This is a genomic window from Tropicimonas sp. IMCC34011 (assembly GCF_003390865.1).
Lineage (GTDB): Bacteria > Pseudomonadota > Alphaproteobacteria > Rhodobacterales > Rhodobacteraceae > Tropicimonas_B.
This window is the reverse complement of the sequence record NZ_QMEJ01000001.1, coordinates 488,238-502,629: the sequence shown is the minus strand read 5'-3', so window position 1 is coordinate 502,629 and position 14,392 is coordinate 488,238. Positions and strand designations below refer to the sequence as shown.

The following is a 14,392-nucleotide window of genomic DNA, read 5'->3' as shown; positions in this document are numbered from 1 at the left end:
GGCCCGGCCGCTTCAGCGCGCCGGGCCGTTTCATGCAGGCTAGGGCAGGGAGAGGCCGCCGACCTCTCCACCCCCGTTACTGCTCGGTGATGTAAATCGACTTGGTGTTGACGAATTCCTTCATGCCGAAGCCGCCGTGCTCCCGGCCGTAGCCCGAATTCTTGACGCCGCCGAAGGGCATGTTTGGAATGGCGATGTTGTAGCCGTTGATCGAGATCATGCCGGTGTCGAAATGCTTGCTCGCAAGCTCCCGCGCGCGGCCCTCGTCCTTGCAGAAGATGCCGCCGCCGAGACCGTAACGGCTGTCGTTGGCGATGCGCATCGCGTCCTCGTCGTCCTTCGCCTTGATGACGGAGGCGACGGGGCCGAAGAGTTCGTCGTCATAGGCCGGCTGGCCGGGCGCGACGTCCACGAGAACAGTGGCGGGGTAATAGGCGCCCGTCCGATCCGGAACCTTGCCGCCGCAAAGCGCCCGCGCGCCCTTCGCGATGCTGTCGTCCACCTGCTTCGCCAGCTCGTCGCGCAGCTCGGTGCGGGACATCGGCCCGAGACCCGTCTTCTCGTCGAACGGATCGCCCATCTCGATAGCGCTCATCTGCTGGGTGAAGCGCTCGACGAAGGCGTCGTAATGCTTCTCGGTTACGACGAAGCGCTTGGCGTTCACGCAGGTCTGGCCGTTGTTGTAGATCCGTCCCATGACGCAAGTCTTCACGGCGAGGTCGAGGTCGGCGTCTTCGAGGACGATGTAGGCATCGTTCGAGCCAAGCTCGAGGACGGACTTCTTGAGCTGCTCAGCGGCCTTCTGACCGACGGCCCGGCCAGCGCCGTCGCTGCCGGTGAGGGTCACGCCGCGCACGAGGTCGTTCTCGATGATCTTGTCGGACTGGTCATGGTCTATGATCAGGAGGGTGAAGAGGTTCTTCGGCAGGCCCGCGCGCTCCATCACGTCGCGGAGGAAGAGGCCGCTGCCGGTGCAGCTTTCGGCGTGCTTCAGCAGGATGCCGTTGCCCGCCATGAGATTGGCGATGGCGTAGCGCACGACCTGATAGCAGGGGAAGTTCCACGGCTGGATGCCGTAGATCACACCGATCGGCGACTGGGTGACGACGCCTGTGCCGCCGGGGATGTCGCGTTCCTCGTCGGCCAGTTCCTTCGGTCCGTTCTCCGCGGTGAACTCGCAGATCTGCGCGCAGAGGTCGATCTCCTGCTTGCTGTCGCCGATCCGCTTGCCGACCTCGCGGGACATCAGCGCCGCGAACTCGTCCTTGCTCGCCTTCAGCTCCTTGCCGATCGCGCGGATGATCTCGGCGCGGTCCTCGTGGCTCTTCAGCCTCCAGGACAGGAACGCCTCATGGCAGGCCTCCACCGCGGCCTTGGCGGCATCGTTCGTCATGTAATCGTAGGTCTCGAGGACCTCATCGGTCGCGGGATTGATCGTCTTGATCTGGTCGCTCATGTCGCGCCTCGTCGTATCTGGAATGTCGGGTGGGCAACGCGGGGCGCGCGGAATGTTTCCTTGTGCGGGACCCAATTGCGTGCAATTCAATTCGCGACGCTGCGTCGTTTGGCGATGCGGCCGCGTCGATGCGTGGCATCGGCGGCAGGAGCGATCCGGGGAAGGGGCAGGGCGCGATGACCGATGAGAGCACGGACGACCTGGCCCTCGGGCGGCAGATCTGCTTCCCCGTCTACGCTGCGTCCAACATGCTTACGCGGCTCTACCGGCCGGCGCTCGGCCCGCTCGGTCTGACCTATCCCCAGTACCTCGTAATGCTGGTCCTCTGGGAGGAAGCGCCACAGAGTGTGTCTTCCCTTGGCGCCCGGCTCCATCTCGACAGCGGTACCCTCACGCCGCTCCTGAAACGTCTGGAAGCCTCAGGCTACGTCACGCGCGCGCGTGATGCCGAGGACGAGCGGAGGGTGAAGGTCTCCCTGACGGAGGCGGGAGCAGCCCTGCGCGCGCGCGCCGAGCCCATCCCGCGAAAGCTCGCAGGCGATCTGGGCCTCAGCGAGGCGGAGTTCGACGCGATGCGCCGGAGTGTATGGTCACTGGTGAAGGCACTGGAGACACCAAGGGACGCCGGCCTCCCCTGAGGCCGGGCGCGCCCGCCGGCACCTGCGCCCTCAGAGCATCAGCGGCAGGTACGTCACCCCGATCAGCACCCCGATCAGCACGGCGAGGTAGGGCAGGACCGCCTTCGCGATCCGCTCCAGCCCGATATTGGTCACCGAGGCCGCCACGTAGAGATTGATCGCGACCGGCGGAGTGATCATCCCGATCGACAATCCCACCACCATGATGATCCCGAAATGGATCGTGTCGATGCCGAGCTGCATCACCAGCGGCAGCAGGATCGGGGTCAGGATGATGAGCGCCGAGGCGGTTTCGATGAAGATGCCCGTGACGAGAACCACGACGAGGATCATCGCGAGGACGACCATCGGCTCCTGGCTGAGGGACAGCACGCCGGATGCGATGCTCGCGGGCACCTGCCAGTTGGAGAGCGCCCAGCTCAAGGCCGCCGAGGCCGCAATGACGAACATCACGACCGCCGTCGTCACGCCGGAGCGGATCACGATGCGGTAGATGTCCCGCAAGGTGAGGTCCCGGTAGATGAAGAGCGACACGAGGATCGCGTAGTCGACGGCGACCACGGCCGCCTCGCTCGGCGTGAAGATCCCGGAGAAGATGCCGCCGAGGATGATCACGGGCGTCATCAGGCCCCAGAAGGCAGAGACGAAGCTGCGCGCGATGGTCCGGAGCGAGAAGGCGCTGCCGCTGGGATAGGCGCGGCGATAGCCCTGCCAGAGCGCGATTGCCATAAGGCCGAGCCCCATGGCCACACCCGGCAGGAAGCCGTTCAGGAACAGTTCGGCCACGGATTCCTGCGCGATGACCGCGTAGAGGATCATCGGGACCGAGGGCGGAATGACGACGCCGATCGTGCCGCCGGCGGCAATGAGGCTGGCGGCGGAGGCCGCGTCGTAGCCCTTCGCCTTCAGCTCCGGCACCAGCGTCGCGCTGACAGCGGCGGTTGTCGCGGCGCCGGACCCCGAGATCGCGGCGAAGAACATAGCCGCTAGGATGGACACGATGGAGAGCCCGCCTTTCAGAAAGCCGATAAGCGCATCGGCGAGCTGGACGAGGCGGGTGCTGATCTTGCCCGCTGCCATGATGTCCCCGGCGAGGATGAACATCGGCACGGCGACGAGGGCGAAGCTGTTGACGCCGGAGAACATCTGCTGCGGCACCACGAGGAGCGGCGTGCCGCTGGCCCAAATCGCGGCAAGGGTGCCGGCGCCGATGGCGATGGCGACCGGAACGCCGATGACCATGAGGACGGCGAAGATCCCGAACAGAACGAGGCTCATGCGGTGTCCTTCGGGCCCGTGTCCCGCCCCGATGCGGTCGCCGCGAGATCGGCGATGCACAGGGCGGCCATGAGTGCGCCGCTGATCGGGATCACGGCATAGACGTAGATCATCGGCAACTGCATGGAGGCGGAGCGCTGGAAGGACTGCATGGACATGTAGGTCCAGCCGATCCACGTCAGCGCGATGAGAAAGGCCGTCATGGCGACGAGACCCACGAGCACGGCGCCGCGGCGAAGCCCGGCGGGCAACCTGTCGGTCACGATCGTCACGGCGATATGGCGCTTCTCGGCAAGGGCGAGCGTGGCGCCGAGGAAGGTCAGCCAGACAAGCAGGAAGCGCGCGACCTCCTCCGTCCAGCTGACCGCCGTGAAGAGGACCCGCGAGACGATCTGGAGCGTGATCACGGCCGCGAGGGCCGCCATCCCGGCAAAGACCACCGGGCGCAGCACGGCCGCAAGACCGCGCTCCAGAGAGCTCGCGAGCCGCTCCATCAGTTCGCCGAGGTCTGCGCCTGGATGCGCTCCAGAAGCTCGCCGAACTTTTCGCCGTACTCGTCGTAGACCGGCTGGATCTGCGCCTTGAACGCGTCGAGATCGGGCTCGAGGTCGATCTCCATGCCGCGCTCGCGCAGCTCGTCGAGCTGCTGGGCTTCCATCTCGGCATTGACCTCGCGCTCGTGCGCGGAGGCATCGCGCGCGGCTTCGACGAGGACGTCATGCGCCTCTTCCGGGACCTTGTTCCAGGCCGGCTGGCCCATCACGAAGATGGCGGGGGCGTAGCTGTGCCGCGTCATCGTCATGTAGTTCTGGGTCTCGTCCAGCTTGAAGCTGTGCACGACGTTGACCGGGTTTTCCTGCCCGTCGATCGTGCTCTGCTGCATCGCCGTCAGGGCTTCGGTCCAGGCCATGGGAATGGCGTTGGCGCCGAGCTCGCGGAAGGTGTCGATGTAGACCGGGTTCTCCATGACGCGGATGCGCAGGCCGCCCATGTCGTCGGGGCTCGCCACCGGGCGGACGGAGTTGGTCAGGTTGCGGAAGCCGCGCTCGGCATAGGCCAGGCCCTTAAGGTTCACGGTCTCGAGGCGGTCGAGCAGCTCCTGCCCGATCTCGCCGTCGAGCACCTCGTAGGCGTCCTCGTTGGAGGGGAACAGGAACGGCAGTTCGAACACCGCCATTTCCGGCAGGAAGTTCGAGACCGGGCCATTGGTGATCACGCCCATGTCGATGCTGCCGATCTGCATTCCCTCGAGAAGCGTGCGCTCGTCGCCCAGCGTGGCGTTCGGGAAGATCTCGACCTCGATCTTGCCGCCGGTCCGCTCGGAGACCAGTTCGGCGAAGCGCTCGGCGGCGACGTGGAAGCCGTCCTGCTCGTTGACCACGTGGGCCAGACGCAGGGAGACGGGCTCCATGTCGGCGAAATCCTCGGGGGCCGCGCTGGCGGCGGAGCCGATCAGACCGGCAAGGGCGGCGACCGACGCGGTCGCAAGAAATGAACGTCGCAGCATCGGAAAATCTCCTCCTTCAGTGCTGGAGGAGCAATGTCTATTCTGCGAAGGGGCGTCAACCATACCGAAGGGAGATCGGGGTGGGGAAGGCCGCGCGTCCCCCCGGTTCCGGCGCGACCCTCAGTCCAATCGCACCCGGTATTCCCGGCGTCCGGTCCCCGCACCGCGGAGCGCGAAGGTCAGTCCCTCGCCCGGCCGCTCGGTCAGGGTCTCTTCGGACAGCCCGATCGCGGCAGTGGTGCAGTAGAGCGTCGAGAGGTCCTCGCTCCCGAACGCGGGGCAGGAGGGTTGGGTGGCAGGCACGCTGACCGCCCCGTCCGGCGTTCCCTCCGCCGTGAAGATGGCGATCCGGGAGGCGCCCCAATGGGACACGAAGAGCCGCCCCTCGCGGTCGGTGACGGCCCCGTCAGGGAAGCTGCCGGAGGCGCGTTCGTCGATGAAGACCTCGGGCTCCCCGCGTGGCCAGCCCTCGTCGTCCAGCTCCCAGCGAAAGATGCAGGAGGTCGGGGTATCAGCGAAGTAGGCGAACCGGGCGTCAGGGCTGAAGCAGATCGCGTTGGGGATGGTGATGCCAGGGCGAAGGCAGGTCAGTTCGCCCTTGTAATAGCGGTATATCGCGCCGGCGCCGGCTGCCTTGTCGATGCCCATCGTTCCGACCCAGAAGCCCCCCCAGGGATCGGCGCGGCCGTCATTGGAGCGGGTCGCGACGTTCTCGGCTTCGAGCGGGCAGACGCGCTCCCGCGCGTTGCTGTCCAGATCGAGGAGGGTCAGATCGGTCTGCGTCGCGACGATCACGGAGGTTCGGTCTACCCAGCCGAGGCAGGAGACGAACCGGTCGAAGGACCAGTCCCGCAGCGCGCCGTCCTGTCGCCCAAGGACCCGGCGGGAAAGGATGTCGCACCACAGGAGTTGCTCCCGTTCGGGGTGCCAGAGCGGACCCTCTCCGAGAAGACAGCGGGTCGTGTCGTGAATGTCGGCCGCGCTCATGTGCGCATACCCGAGAGGCGCCGGATCAGGGGGGTGTCGTCAGCGAGGTGGCACCTTGAGAGGGCGGTCATTCGAAGCTCCGTCTGGGGTCGGTGTCCGGGTCAGTCGTGGAAAGCGGGGCCTGCCACCCGACGCCCGAGCATGAACGCGTCGGCGACATGGATCAACGGGGCCGCATCCGCATCCGAGCGACGTCTGGCGATCAGCTCGTCGAACCGGGCGTAGAGGGCGGGATATTCGCCAGTCGTGCCCGTCTCGTGCTCAGCTTCGTCGATGAAGAGACGCGAGCCGCCCTCGGTCAGGCGCAAGGGCCCGGCATCCGTCTCCACCTCGATCTGCCAGATATCGTCCCCCTCTTGTCGCCAGTCGAACCCGGCCGTCGCCTCTACGAGGTCTCCGTCCGTGAAGGTCAGATCGGCGGCGATCGGCGTGTCGCGGTTCTCCGGGAAGGTGAGCGTCGCGGCGGTCAGATGCAGCAGGTCCGGACAGATCTCGGTCAGGATCGACAGCGCGTTGATGCCGGGATCGAAGACGCCGAGCCCGCCCGCCTTCCAGATCCACTCTTGGCCGGGATGCCACTTCCGGACGTCCTCCTTCCAGTCGATCCGGATGCGCCGGATCCTCTTGTCCGCGAGCCATGCCTTCGCCGGCGCCACGCCACTGGCCATACGCGAGTGCCACGAGGCGAAGAGGGTGACGCCGGCGTCTTCGGCCATCTGCTGCAGGCGCAACACCTCGGCAATTGTCGCGCCGGGCGGCTTCTCGAGCATCACGTGCCGGCCCGCGGCGATCGCGGCGCGTGCGGCTGCGAACCGGGGGACGGGAGGCATGCAGAGCGACACGGCAGGGATGTCCGGCCGCGCGTCCAGGAGGGCCTCCAGCGTCTCGTGGGTCTCGACGCCCTCGACGCCGCCGGAGCGGCTGACGCAGGCGGCAAGGGTGAAGGCGTCCGATCCGGCAAGAGCGGGGACATGCTGGTCCCGGGCGATCTTGCCGATCCCGACAAGGGCGACGGGCAGGGGGCGGGGCAGGGAGGAGGACATGGTTTCTCCGTCTGGAACAGGGATCACGCCCGCAGCGCGGTGACTCGAAGGAGGCCGCGCTGGAGCAGGATGAAGAGAAGCAGCAGGACGCCGATGACGATCTTGGCCCACCAGCTCGACAGCGAGCCGTCGAACACGATGTAGGTTTGGATGAGGCCCATGGTCAGGACCCCGAAGAGCGTCCCCACCATGTAGCCAGCACCGCCCGTCAGGAGCGTGCCGCCAATCACGACGGCGGCGATGGCGGTGAGCTCGGCGCCCACCGTCGCGAGGGGGTAGCCGGAGCCGGTATAGATCGAGAAGACGATGCCGGAGAGGCCCGCCATGAACCCCGAGAACGCATAGATCCCGACCGTCACGGGGCCCACGCGAACGCCCATCAGCCGCGCCGTGTGCTCCCCGCCGCCGATGGCGAAGACGGACGCGCCGAAGCGGGTGCGATGCGCAATGAGGGCCCCCACCGCCACCGACAGCAGCATCAGGATGCCGATGAAGGTCAGTCGCCCCTTGCCCGGCATCAGCCAATACGCATCCTTCAGCGCCTCGTAGAACGGATCGGAGATCGGCACGGAATCGATGGTCAGCATGTAGGAGGCGCCGCGGGCGAGGAACATCCCCGCCAGCGTGACGATGAAGGGCGGCATGGCGAGGCCGTGGATGATCCCGCCCATCGCGGCGCCGAAGGCCGTCGTGATCGACAGAAGCATGGCGAAGACGATCAAGGGATGCAGTCCCGTCTCGCGCAGGACGACGGCGATGAAGACGCCCGAGAAGGCGATCACCGAGCCGACGGAAAGGTCGATTCCGCCCGACAGGATGACGAGTGTCATGCCGACCGCGACGATCCCGAGATAGGCGTTGTCCGTCAGCAGGTTCCCGGCGACGCGGGTGGAGAGCATGTAGGGAAACTGCAGCCAGCAGACGATATAGGCCGCGATGAAGATGCCGATCGTCGCAAGAAGCGGGTAGAGGCGGGGATTGACGCTCATCGCGGTGCGCTCCCTTCGACCGGGGCCGGTTCGCGAAGGCGCTGCGCGCGGCGGCGCAGTAGGAACCAGTGCCGGGCCATGTTCGGCGATTGCACGACGAGGACGGTCAGCACGAGCCCGGCCTTGATGACGAGGTTGTACTCGGACGGGAAGCCCGACAGCAGGATGCCGGTGTCGATGGTCTGGATGATCATCGCGCCGAGGACCGAGGCGGCGATGGAGAACCGCCCGCCGAGGAGCGAGTTGCCACCGATCACCACCGCGAGGATCGCGTCGAGTTCCAGCCAGAGCCCGGCATTGTTGGCATCCGCGCCGCGAATATCCGCCGTAGCGATGATCCCGGCGAGCGCGGCGCACAGGCCGGAAGCCATGTAGACCGCGATAAGGAGCACCTTCGCATTGATCCCCGCGAGGGCAGAGGCGGAGCGGTTGATGCCGATGGCTTCGACGAGAAGCCCCAGCGCCGTCCGCCGCATGAGCGCCGCGAAGGCGATGGCCGTCAGCACCCAGATGAAGATCGGGACGGGCACGGCGGCGAGGCTGCCGGAGCCGAGCCAGGAGAAGGCGGGATCGTTGAACGTGAGGATCCGTCCCTCGGTAATAAGCTGAGCGATGCCGCGGCCGGAGGTCATCAGGATCAGCGTCGCGACGATCGGCTGGATCCCGATGATCGCGACGAGACAGCCGTTCCAGAGCCCGCAGACGAGGCCGGTCGCGAGCGCCAGCAGGAGCGCGGGCCCGACGCCCCAGCCCGACGCGATGGCCCAGGCGCCCGCGGCGCCGGTGATCGCCATGACCGTGCCGACGGAGAGATCGATCCCGCGCGTTGCAATGACGAGGGTCATGCCGACGGCCAGGAGTGCCACCGGCGCGCCGCGCTTGAGCACGTCCACCACCGGCCCGGAGAGGCGCCCGCCCTGGTAGTCGACGGCAAGGAACTGCGGAAAGAACACGGACGTCAGCGCCATGAGGATCGCAAGGGTGACGATCTGGGGCAGGACCCGCCTGAGCGCACGTTTCATCGGGTGGCCTCCATGGTGGTCGCGGGCTCGGCAGGCCGGCCGGCGATGGCGCGCACGATCTCGTCCGCCGCGACCTCGGACCCGGTCAGCTCCCGCACGTGGCGGCGGTCTCGCAGGACGATGATGCGGTCCGAGGCAGCGACGAGCTCGTCGAACTCCGAGGAGATCACCAGCACGGACATGCCCGCCTCCGTCAGCTCGCGGATCAGGCGCAGGATCTCGGCATGAGCGCCGACATCGATGCCGCGCGTCGGCTCGTCGAGGATCAGGAACCGTGGGTTCATCGCCAGCCACCGGGCCAGGACGACCTTCTGCTGATTGCCGCCCGACAGATCGCCGATGGCCTTCTCGGCGTCGGAGGTGCGAATGTCGAGCCGGTCGATGTACTTCTGCGCCAGCCGGTTCTGTTCGGCGCGCGGAATGGGCCGCGTCCAGCCGCGGCGGGCCTGCAGGGCGAGGATGATGTTCTCGCGCACGGACAGATCGGCGATGATGCCATCGGTCTTGCGGTCCTCGGGGGCAAAGCCGAAGCCCGACCGGATCGCCTCGCGCGGGGTGCCGTGCGCGACGGCGCCCTCTGCGTCGCGGGCCGACCCGGTCGCGGGGCTGCGCACGCCGAAGAGAAGTTCAGCGCTTTCGGTGCGGCCGGAGCCGAGAAGCCCCGCAAGGCCGATCACCTCGCCCTCGCGCACGGACAGATCGAACGGCTCGACGAGGCCCGGACGCCCGATCTTCTCGAAGTGCAGGATCTCGGCCCGGCTTTGCGCCTGATCATCCCCGGAGCCCTTCGCCGCGCCGTGTTCCGTGACGTCCTCCAGTTCCCGGCCGAGCATGTGCTCGATGAGCTGGAGGCGGTTCAGCTCGGCTACGCGTTCCGTGGTGATCTTCCGGCCGTTGCGAAGCACCGTCAGCCGGTCGCAGATCTCGAACACTTGATCGAGAAAGTGGGATACGAAGACGATGCCGAGGCCCTTGTCCCTCAGGCCCCGCACCACGTCGAACAGCATCCGCACCTCGGCGGCATCGAGGCTCGCGGTCGGCTCGTCCAGGATCAAGACCTTTCCGGACAGCGCCACGGCCCGGGCGATGGCAACAACCTGCTGCACCGCGACGGAATAGAAACCAAGATCCCGCGACACGTCGATCTCGAGGCCGTAGCCCCGGAGCATCTCCTCGGCCATGCGGGTCTGCGCGCGCCCGTCGATCATGCCGAAGCGGCGCGGCTCCCGGCCGAAGGTCAGGTTCTGCGCGACGGTCAGGTTCGGCAGGAGGTTCACCTCCTGATAGACCGTGCCGATCCCGAGGTCCTGCGCCTGAGAGGTGGACTCGGGCGAGATCTGCGCGCCATCCAGCCATATCTCGCCCGCGTCCCGGCGATAGGCGCCGGTCAGGCACTTGATCAGGGTGGACTTGCCGGCGCCGTTCTCGCCGAGAAGTGCGTGGACCTCACCGGCCTCCAGATCGAAATCGACCGCATCCAGCGCCTTCGTGCCCGGAAAGGCTTTCGACAGGGATCTGATGGACAGCAGCATGGCAGCGGGGTCTCGCAAGCGAATGAATGGGGGAGCCGGGAGGAAAAGGCGCGGGCCGCCGGATCGGCCGCCCGCGCCGGTGATCGCCTCTTAGTAGCCGAGGTCCTTCCGGGCCTCGTACTCGGCCATCGGATCGTCGTCCTGCGTGTAGAGCGCGGAGTCCGTCTGGATGAACTTCTCGGGCTCGGTGCCGCTCTCCCAATAGGCTTCGAGGGCGTCGAAGGCGGGGCCGGCCATGTTCGGCGTCAGTTCCACGGTCGCGTTCGCATCGCCGTTGGCGATGGCCTGAAAGATGTCCGGGACCGCGTCGATGGACACGATGAGGATGTCCTCGCCGGGATTCATGCCCGCCTCGTTGATCGCCTGGATCGCGCCGAGCGCCATGTCGTCGTTATGGGCGTAGAGCGCGCAGATCTCGTTGCCGCTCTCGGCCTGGAGGAAGCTCTCCATGACCTCCTTGCCGCCAGTGCGGGTAAAATCGCCGGTCTGGCTGCGCACGATCTCGAGGTTATCGTGGCCCTCGATCGCGTTGCGGAACCCGGTGGCACGGTCGATGGCGGGGGAGGACCCCGTGGTGCCCTCGAGCTCGACGATGCGGCACTCCTCGTCGCCCACCTCGTCCGCCAGCCACTGGCCAGCAACTTCACCTTCGTGGACCAGATCTGAGCCCACGGCGGTCAGGTAGAGATCGTCCGAGCTGTCCACGCGGCGGTCGAGCAGGACGACCGGGATCTCGGCCTCGGCGGCTTCCTCCAGGACGCTGTCCCAACCGGTCGCGACGACCGGGGCGAGCAGGATCGCGTCCACCCCTTGCGCGACGAAGGACCGGATGGCGGCGATCTGGTTTTCCTGGCGCTGCTGCGCGTCGGAGAAGCGCAGGTCGATCCCGCGCTCTTCGGCCTGCTGGCGCGTGAGCGTGGTTTCGGCGGCGCGCCAGCCGGATTCGGAGCCGATCTGCGAGAAGCCCACGGTCTGGGCTTGTGCCGAAACGGCGCCGAGGATGATGGCGGTCGTGGTCAACAATGTCTTCATTGGTCTCTCTCCCTTTAAGTGTCATGGGCGCGGTGGGCGGCCCATAGGGGGCCGTTCGCGCGGTTCGGCGTCTCTCTCCCCCCCGGCTACCCGGGGGCCTCCTGCCACGGCGCGCCGGACGCTATAGGCCCGGACGCGCCGTCTCGCTCCCGCGGCACGGATGCCGCGGATCTTCAGTGGCTGTCCTTCGGGACCTCGTTCCCGCGGCAGCCTTTGAGGAAGTCGAAGTCGGCGCCGCTCTCGGCGCCCTCGACATGATCGTGAAAGAGCCTGGCGTAGCCGCTGGCGGGCGGCGGTTCGGACCGCGTCCAGGCCTTCAGCCGGTCCTGCAACTCAGCTTCCGGGATGTCGAGATGCAGGCGCCGGCCAGGCACGTCGAGCTCGATCATGTCGCCGCTGCGGACCACTGCGAGAGGGCCGCCCACCGCCGCTTCGGGCGCGGTGTGCAGAACGACGGTGCCGTAGGCGGTGCCCGACATGCGCGCGTCCGAGATCCGGACCATGTCCGTGATGCCGCGGCGCAGGACCTTGGGCGGCAGGCCCATGTTCCCCACCTCGGACATCCCCGGATAGCCTCTCGGTCCGCAATTCTTCAGCACCATGACGCAGGTCTCGTCGATGTCGAGATCCTCGTCGGCGATGCGCGCCTTGTAATCGTCGATATCCTCGAAGACGACGGCGCGGCCCCTGTGCTTCATCAGCTCCGGGCTGGCCGCGGAGGGCTTCAGGACCGCCCCGTTCGGCGCAAGGTTCCCGTGCAGGACAGCGATGCCGCCCGAGGCCGTGAGCGCCCGCTCGACCGGCAGGATCACGTCGTCGTTCCAGTTCACCGCGTCCGAGACCTCGTCCCAGATCCGTCCGCCCGACACCGTCAGCGCGTCCTTGTGCAGCATGCCGGCCTCGCCGAGGCGCCTGAGGACCACCGGCAGGCCGCCGGCATAGAAAAACTCCTCCATGAGGTACTTGCCCGACGGCATGAGGTTCAGAATCGTGGGCACGTCGCGGCCAAGCCGGTCCCAGTCCGACAGCGTGAGGTCGACACCTACGCGGCCGGCGAGCGCGAGGACATGCAGCACCGCGTTGGTCGAGCCGCCGATGGCGCCGTTGCAGCGGATCGCGTTCTCGAAGGCTTCGCGGGTCAGGATGTCGGACGGCTTCAGGTCGTCCTTCACCATCTGCACGATCCGGCGGCCGGTGAGCTGCGCCATCACCCGCCGCCGCGCATCGACGCCGGGGATCGCCGCATTGCCGGAGAGGGCCATGCCGAGCGCCTCGGCCATCGAGGCCATGGTCGACGCGGTGCCCATCGTGTTGCAGGTCCCCGAGGAGCGGGACATGGCCTGCTCCGCCTCGAGGAACTCCTCCTGCGTCATCTTCCCGGCCTTGATGTCCTCGGACATCTGCCAGAGCGCCGTGCCGGAGCCGACGCGCTCGCCGCGGAACCAGCCGTTCAGCATCGGCCCGCCGGTGACGACGATGGAGGGGATGTCGGTCGAGGCCGCGCCCATCATCAGCGACGGGGTCGTCTTGTCGCAGCCGACGAGAAGGACTGCGCCGTCGATCGGCTGCGCGCGCATCGTTTCCTCGACGGCCATCGCGGCGAGGTTGCGGTACATCATCGCCGTGGGGCGGAAGGTGTTCTCCGACGCGGAGAAGACCGGCACCTCGACGGGGAAGCCGCCGGCCTCCCAGATCCCCGCCTTCACCTTCTCGGCAAGCTCGCGCAGATGGCCGTTGCAGGGGGTGAGCTCGGACCACGTGTTGAGGATGCCGATGACCGGGCGCCCGTCGAACAGGTCATGGGGGTAGCCCTGATTCTTCAGCCAGCCGCGGTGATAGATGTTGTCGCGGCTGACGCCGCCGTACCATTCCTGACTTCTGAGCCGTCTGGGCCATTCGGCGGGTTCAAAGCTCATCACAGCACCCGGATATCTGTCAGGGGTTCGCGCGTTTCGGCCTGCGGACGGGCGAGGGGGTTGCGCAGCGGAAGCCCGAAGGGGCCGGCCTCGATCTCGAAGATGTCCCCGTCCTCGGCGCTAACGCCGTCCGCGAAGGACAGCGTCGCGGTGCCGAACATGTGGACATGCACGTCGCCCGGCTGCCGGAAGAGGTCGTACTTGAAGTGATGGTGTTCGAGGTTGCGGATCGAGTGGGACATGTTCGCCTCCCCGGACAGGAAGGATTTCTCGAAGATGACCTCCTCGCCGCGACGGATCCGGCTCGTCCCCTCGATGCTGTCCGGAAGCTCGCCGACCAGAAGTTCCGGGCCGACGGCGCAGGGGCGCAGCTTGGAATGGGCGAGGTAGAGGTAGTTCTGCCGCTCGGTGACGTGGTCCGAAAACTCGTTGGCAAGTGCGAAGCCCACCCGCACGGGCATGCCGTCCCGGCCGATCACGTAGAGCCCGGCGATCTCCGGCTCCTCCCCGCCATCGAGGGCGAACGTGGGGCTCTTCAAGGGTCCGCCGGGGGGGACGAGGGCGTGACCTGTGCCCTTGTAGAACCATTCGGGCTGCACGCCCGCCGCCCCGTTGCCGGGCTTGCCGCCCTCGACGCCCATGCGGAACATGCGCATCGAGTCCGTCTCGTCCTCGGGCTTCTTGGAATGCATCGAGGCGCGGGTGGAGGCGGAGCCGAGATGTGTGAGCCCGGTCCCGGTGAGGTGCAGGTGCGCGGGATCGGGATGGGTGAGCGGGGGCAGGAGGCGGCCCTGCGACTGGAGATCCTCGAGGTCCACCGCGCCGTTCAGGCCGAGGGCGAGGATATGGTCCCGGATCGAGGTGCCGGTCCCCGCGGCCTCCATCGCAAGCTCGTAGAGCGAGGCGTCCGACTTGACCTCGTAGGCCTCCGATCCCTCACGGGCGACGACCTGCGGGCGGCCCGCCTCGCCAATGTACTGAGAGAGCAGCAT

General features: G+C 67.3%; 13 protein-coding genes. 1 reads left to right on the top strand and 12 read right to left on the bottom strand.

All coding sequences use genetic code 11. The features are described from left to right. Positions 1-76 precede the first annotated feature (76 nt). A complete protein-coding gene (locus tag DQG15_RS02450; RefSeq protein ID WP_116082458.1) occupies positions 77-1,456 on the bottom strand; it encodes an NAD-dependent succinate-semialdehyde dehydrogenase in 1,380 nt (459 codons plus the stop codon). 176 nt (positions 1,457-1,632) lie between these two features. On the opposite strand from DQG15_RS02450, the gene DQG15_RS02445 reads away from it, so the two are divergent. Further along, on the top strand, positions 1,633-2,094 hold the full coding sequence (locus tag DQG15_RS02445; RefSeq protein WP_116082456.1) for a MarR family winged helix-turn-helix transcriptional regulator: 462 nt from the start codon (positions 1,633-1,635) through the stop codon (positions 2,092-2,094). A gap of 30 nt (positions 2,095-2,124) precedes the next feature. On the opposite strand, the gene DQG15_RS02440 is transcribed toward DQG15_RS02445, so the two are convergent. The 11 genes from DQG15_RS02440 to araD1 all read right to left on the bottom strand — a co-directional run bounded on the left by DQG15_RS02440 (position 2,125) and on the right by araD1 (position 14,392). After that, positions 2,125-3,372 (bottom strand): TRAP transporter large permease, encoded by a 1,248-nt coding sequence (locus DQG15_RS02440; RefSeq protein ID WP_116082454.1) that lies wholly within the window; start codon positions 3,370-3,372, stop codon positions 2,125-2,127. Next, positions 3,369-3,866: a TRAP transporter small permease gene (locus DQG15_RS02435; protein ID WP_116082452.1), complete on the bottom strand. Its 498-nt coding sequence runs from the start codon at positions 3,864-3,866 to the stop codon at positions 3,369-3,371. The genes DQG15_RS02440 and DQG15_RS02435 overlap by 4 nt, the downstream gene beginning before the upstream one ends. Next, the gene (locus tag DQG15_RS02430) at positions 3,866-4,879 is read right to left on the bottom strand and encodes a TRAP transporter substrate-binding protein (RefSeq protein ID WP_116082451.1); all 1,014 of its coding nucleotides are present in this window, start codon (positions 4,877-4,879) and stop codon (positions 3,866-3,868) included. Before DQG15_RS02430 ends, DQG15_RS02435 begins: the two co-directional genes overlap by 1 nt. A gap of 120 nt (positions 4,880-4,999) precedes the next feature. Continuing rightward, positions 5,000-5,866, bottom strand: a complete 867-nt coding sequence (locus DQG15_RS02425; RefSeq protein WP_116082449.1) for an SMP-30/gluconolactonase/LRE family protein — start codon at positions 5,864-5,866, stop codon at positions 5,000-5,002. A 101-nt stretch (positions 5,867-5,967) separates the two neighbouring features. Next, entirely contained in the window at positions 5,968-6,909 is a 942-nt protein-coding gene (locus tag DQG15_RS02420; RefSeq protein ID WP_116082448.1) for a Gfo/Idh/MocA family protein, read from the bottom strand. A 23-nt stretch (positions 6,910-6,932) separates the two neighbouring features. Then, positions 6,933-7,898, bottom strand: a complete 966-nt coding sequence (yjfF, locus tag DQG15_RS02415) for a galactofuranose ABC transporter, permease protein YjfF (RefSeq protein ID WP_116082446.1) — start codon at positions 7,896-7,898, stop codon at positions 6,933-6,935. Beyond that, positions 7,895-8,920, bottom strand: a complete 1,026-nt coding sequence (locus DQG15_RS02410) for an ABC transporter permease (protein ID WP_116082444.1) — start codon at positions 8,918-8,920, stop codon at positions 7,895-7,897. The genes yjfF and DQG15_RS02410 overlap by 4 nt, the downstream gene beginning before the upstream one ends. Then, positions 8,917-10,452 carry a sugar ABC transporter ATP-binding protein gene (locus DQG15_RS02405; protein ID WP_116082443.1) on the bottom strand — a complete coding sequence of 512 codons (1,536 nt, stop codon included), beginning with the start codon at positions 10,450-10,452 and terminating at the stop codon, positions 8,917-8,919. Before DQG15_RS02405 ends, DQG15_RS02410 begins: the two co-directional genes overlap by 4 nt. A 90-nt stretch (positions 10,453-10,542) precedes the next feature. Continuing rightward, positions 10,543-11,484 carry a galactofuranose ABC transporter, galactofuranose-binding protein YtfQ gene (ytfQ, locus tag DQG15_RS02400; protein ID WP_116082441.1) on the bottom strand — a complete coding sequence of 314 codons (942 nt, stop codon included), beginning with the start codon at positions 11,482-11,484 and terminating at the stop codon, positions 10,543-10,545. A 173-nt stretch (positions 11,485-11,657) separates the two neighbouring features. Beyond that, the gene (gene araD, locus DQG15_RS02395; protein ID WP_116082440.1) at positions 11,658-13,400 is read right to left on the bottom strand and encodes an L-arabinonate dehydratase; all 1,743 of its coding nucleotides are present in this window, start codon (positions 13,398-13,400) and stop codon (positions 11,658-11,660) included. Continuing rightward, positions 13,400-14,392, bottom strand: coding sequence for an AraD1 family protein (gene araD1, locus DQG15_RS02390; RefSeq protein ID WP_116082438.1), 993 nt, complete (start codon positions 14,390-14,392; stop codon positions 13,400-13,402). Before araD1 ends, araD begins: the two co-directional genes overlap by 1 nt.

Coding starts and splice junctions, on each gene's coding strand:
- DQG15_RS02450 (WP_116082458.1), bottom strand. CDS start 1,456: ATGAGCGACCAGATCAAGACGATCAATCCCGCGACCGATGAGGTCCTC.
- DQG15_RS02445 (WP_116082456.1), top strand. CDS start 1,633: ATGACCGATGAGAGCACGGACGACCTGGCCCTCGGGCGGCAGATCTGC.
- DQG15_RS02440 (WP_116082454.1), bottom strand. CDS start 3,372: ATGAGCCTCGTTCTGTTCGGGATCTTCGCCGTCCTCATGGTCATCGGC.
- DQG15_RS02435 (WP_116082452.1), bottom strand. CDS start 3,866: ATGGAGCGGCTCGCGAGCTCTCTGGAGCGCGGTCTTGCGGCCGTGCTG.
- DQG15_RS02430 (WP_116082451.1), bottom strand. CDS start 4,879: ATGCTGCGACGTTCATTTCTTGCGACCGCGTCGGTCGCCGCCCTTGCC.
- DQG15_RS02425 (WP_116082449.1), bottom strand. CDS start 5,866: ATGAGCGCGGCCGACATTCACGACACGACCCGCTGTCTTCTCGGAGAG.
- DQG15_RS02420 (WP_116082448.1), bottom strand. CDS start 6,909: ATGTCCTCCTCCCTGCCCCGCCCCCTGCCCGTCGCCCTTGTCGGGATC.
- yjfF (WP_116082446.1), bottom strand. CDS start 7,898: ATGAGCGTCAATCCCCGCCTCTACCCGCTTCTTGCGACGATCGGCATC.
- DQG15_RS02410 (WP_116082444.1), bottom strand. CDS start 8,920: ATGAAACGTGCGCTCAGGCGGGTCCTGCCCCAGATCGTCACCCTTGCG.
- DQG15_RS02405 (WP_116082443.1), bottom strand. CDS start 10,452: ATGCTGCTGTCCATCAGATCCCTGTCGAAAGCCTTTCCGGGCACGAAG.
- ytfQ (WP_116082441.1), bottom strand. CDS start 11,484: ATGAAGACATTGTTGACCACGACCGCCATCATCCTCGGCGCCGTTTCG.
- araD (WP_116082440.1), bottom strand. CDS start 13,400: ATGAGCTTTGAACCCGCCGAATGGCCCAGACGGCTCAGAAGTCAGGAA.
- araD1 (WP_116082438.1), bottom strand. CDS start 14,392: ATGCTGCTCTCTCAGTACATTGGCGAGGCGGGCCGCCCGCAGGTCGTC.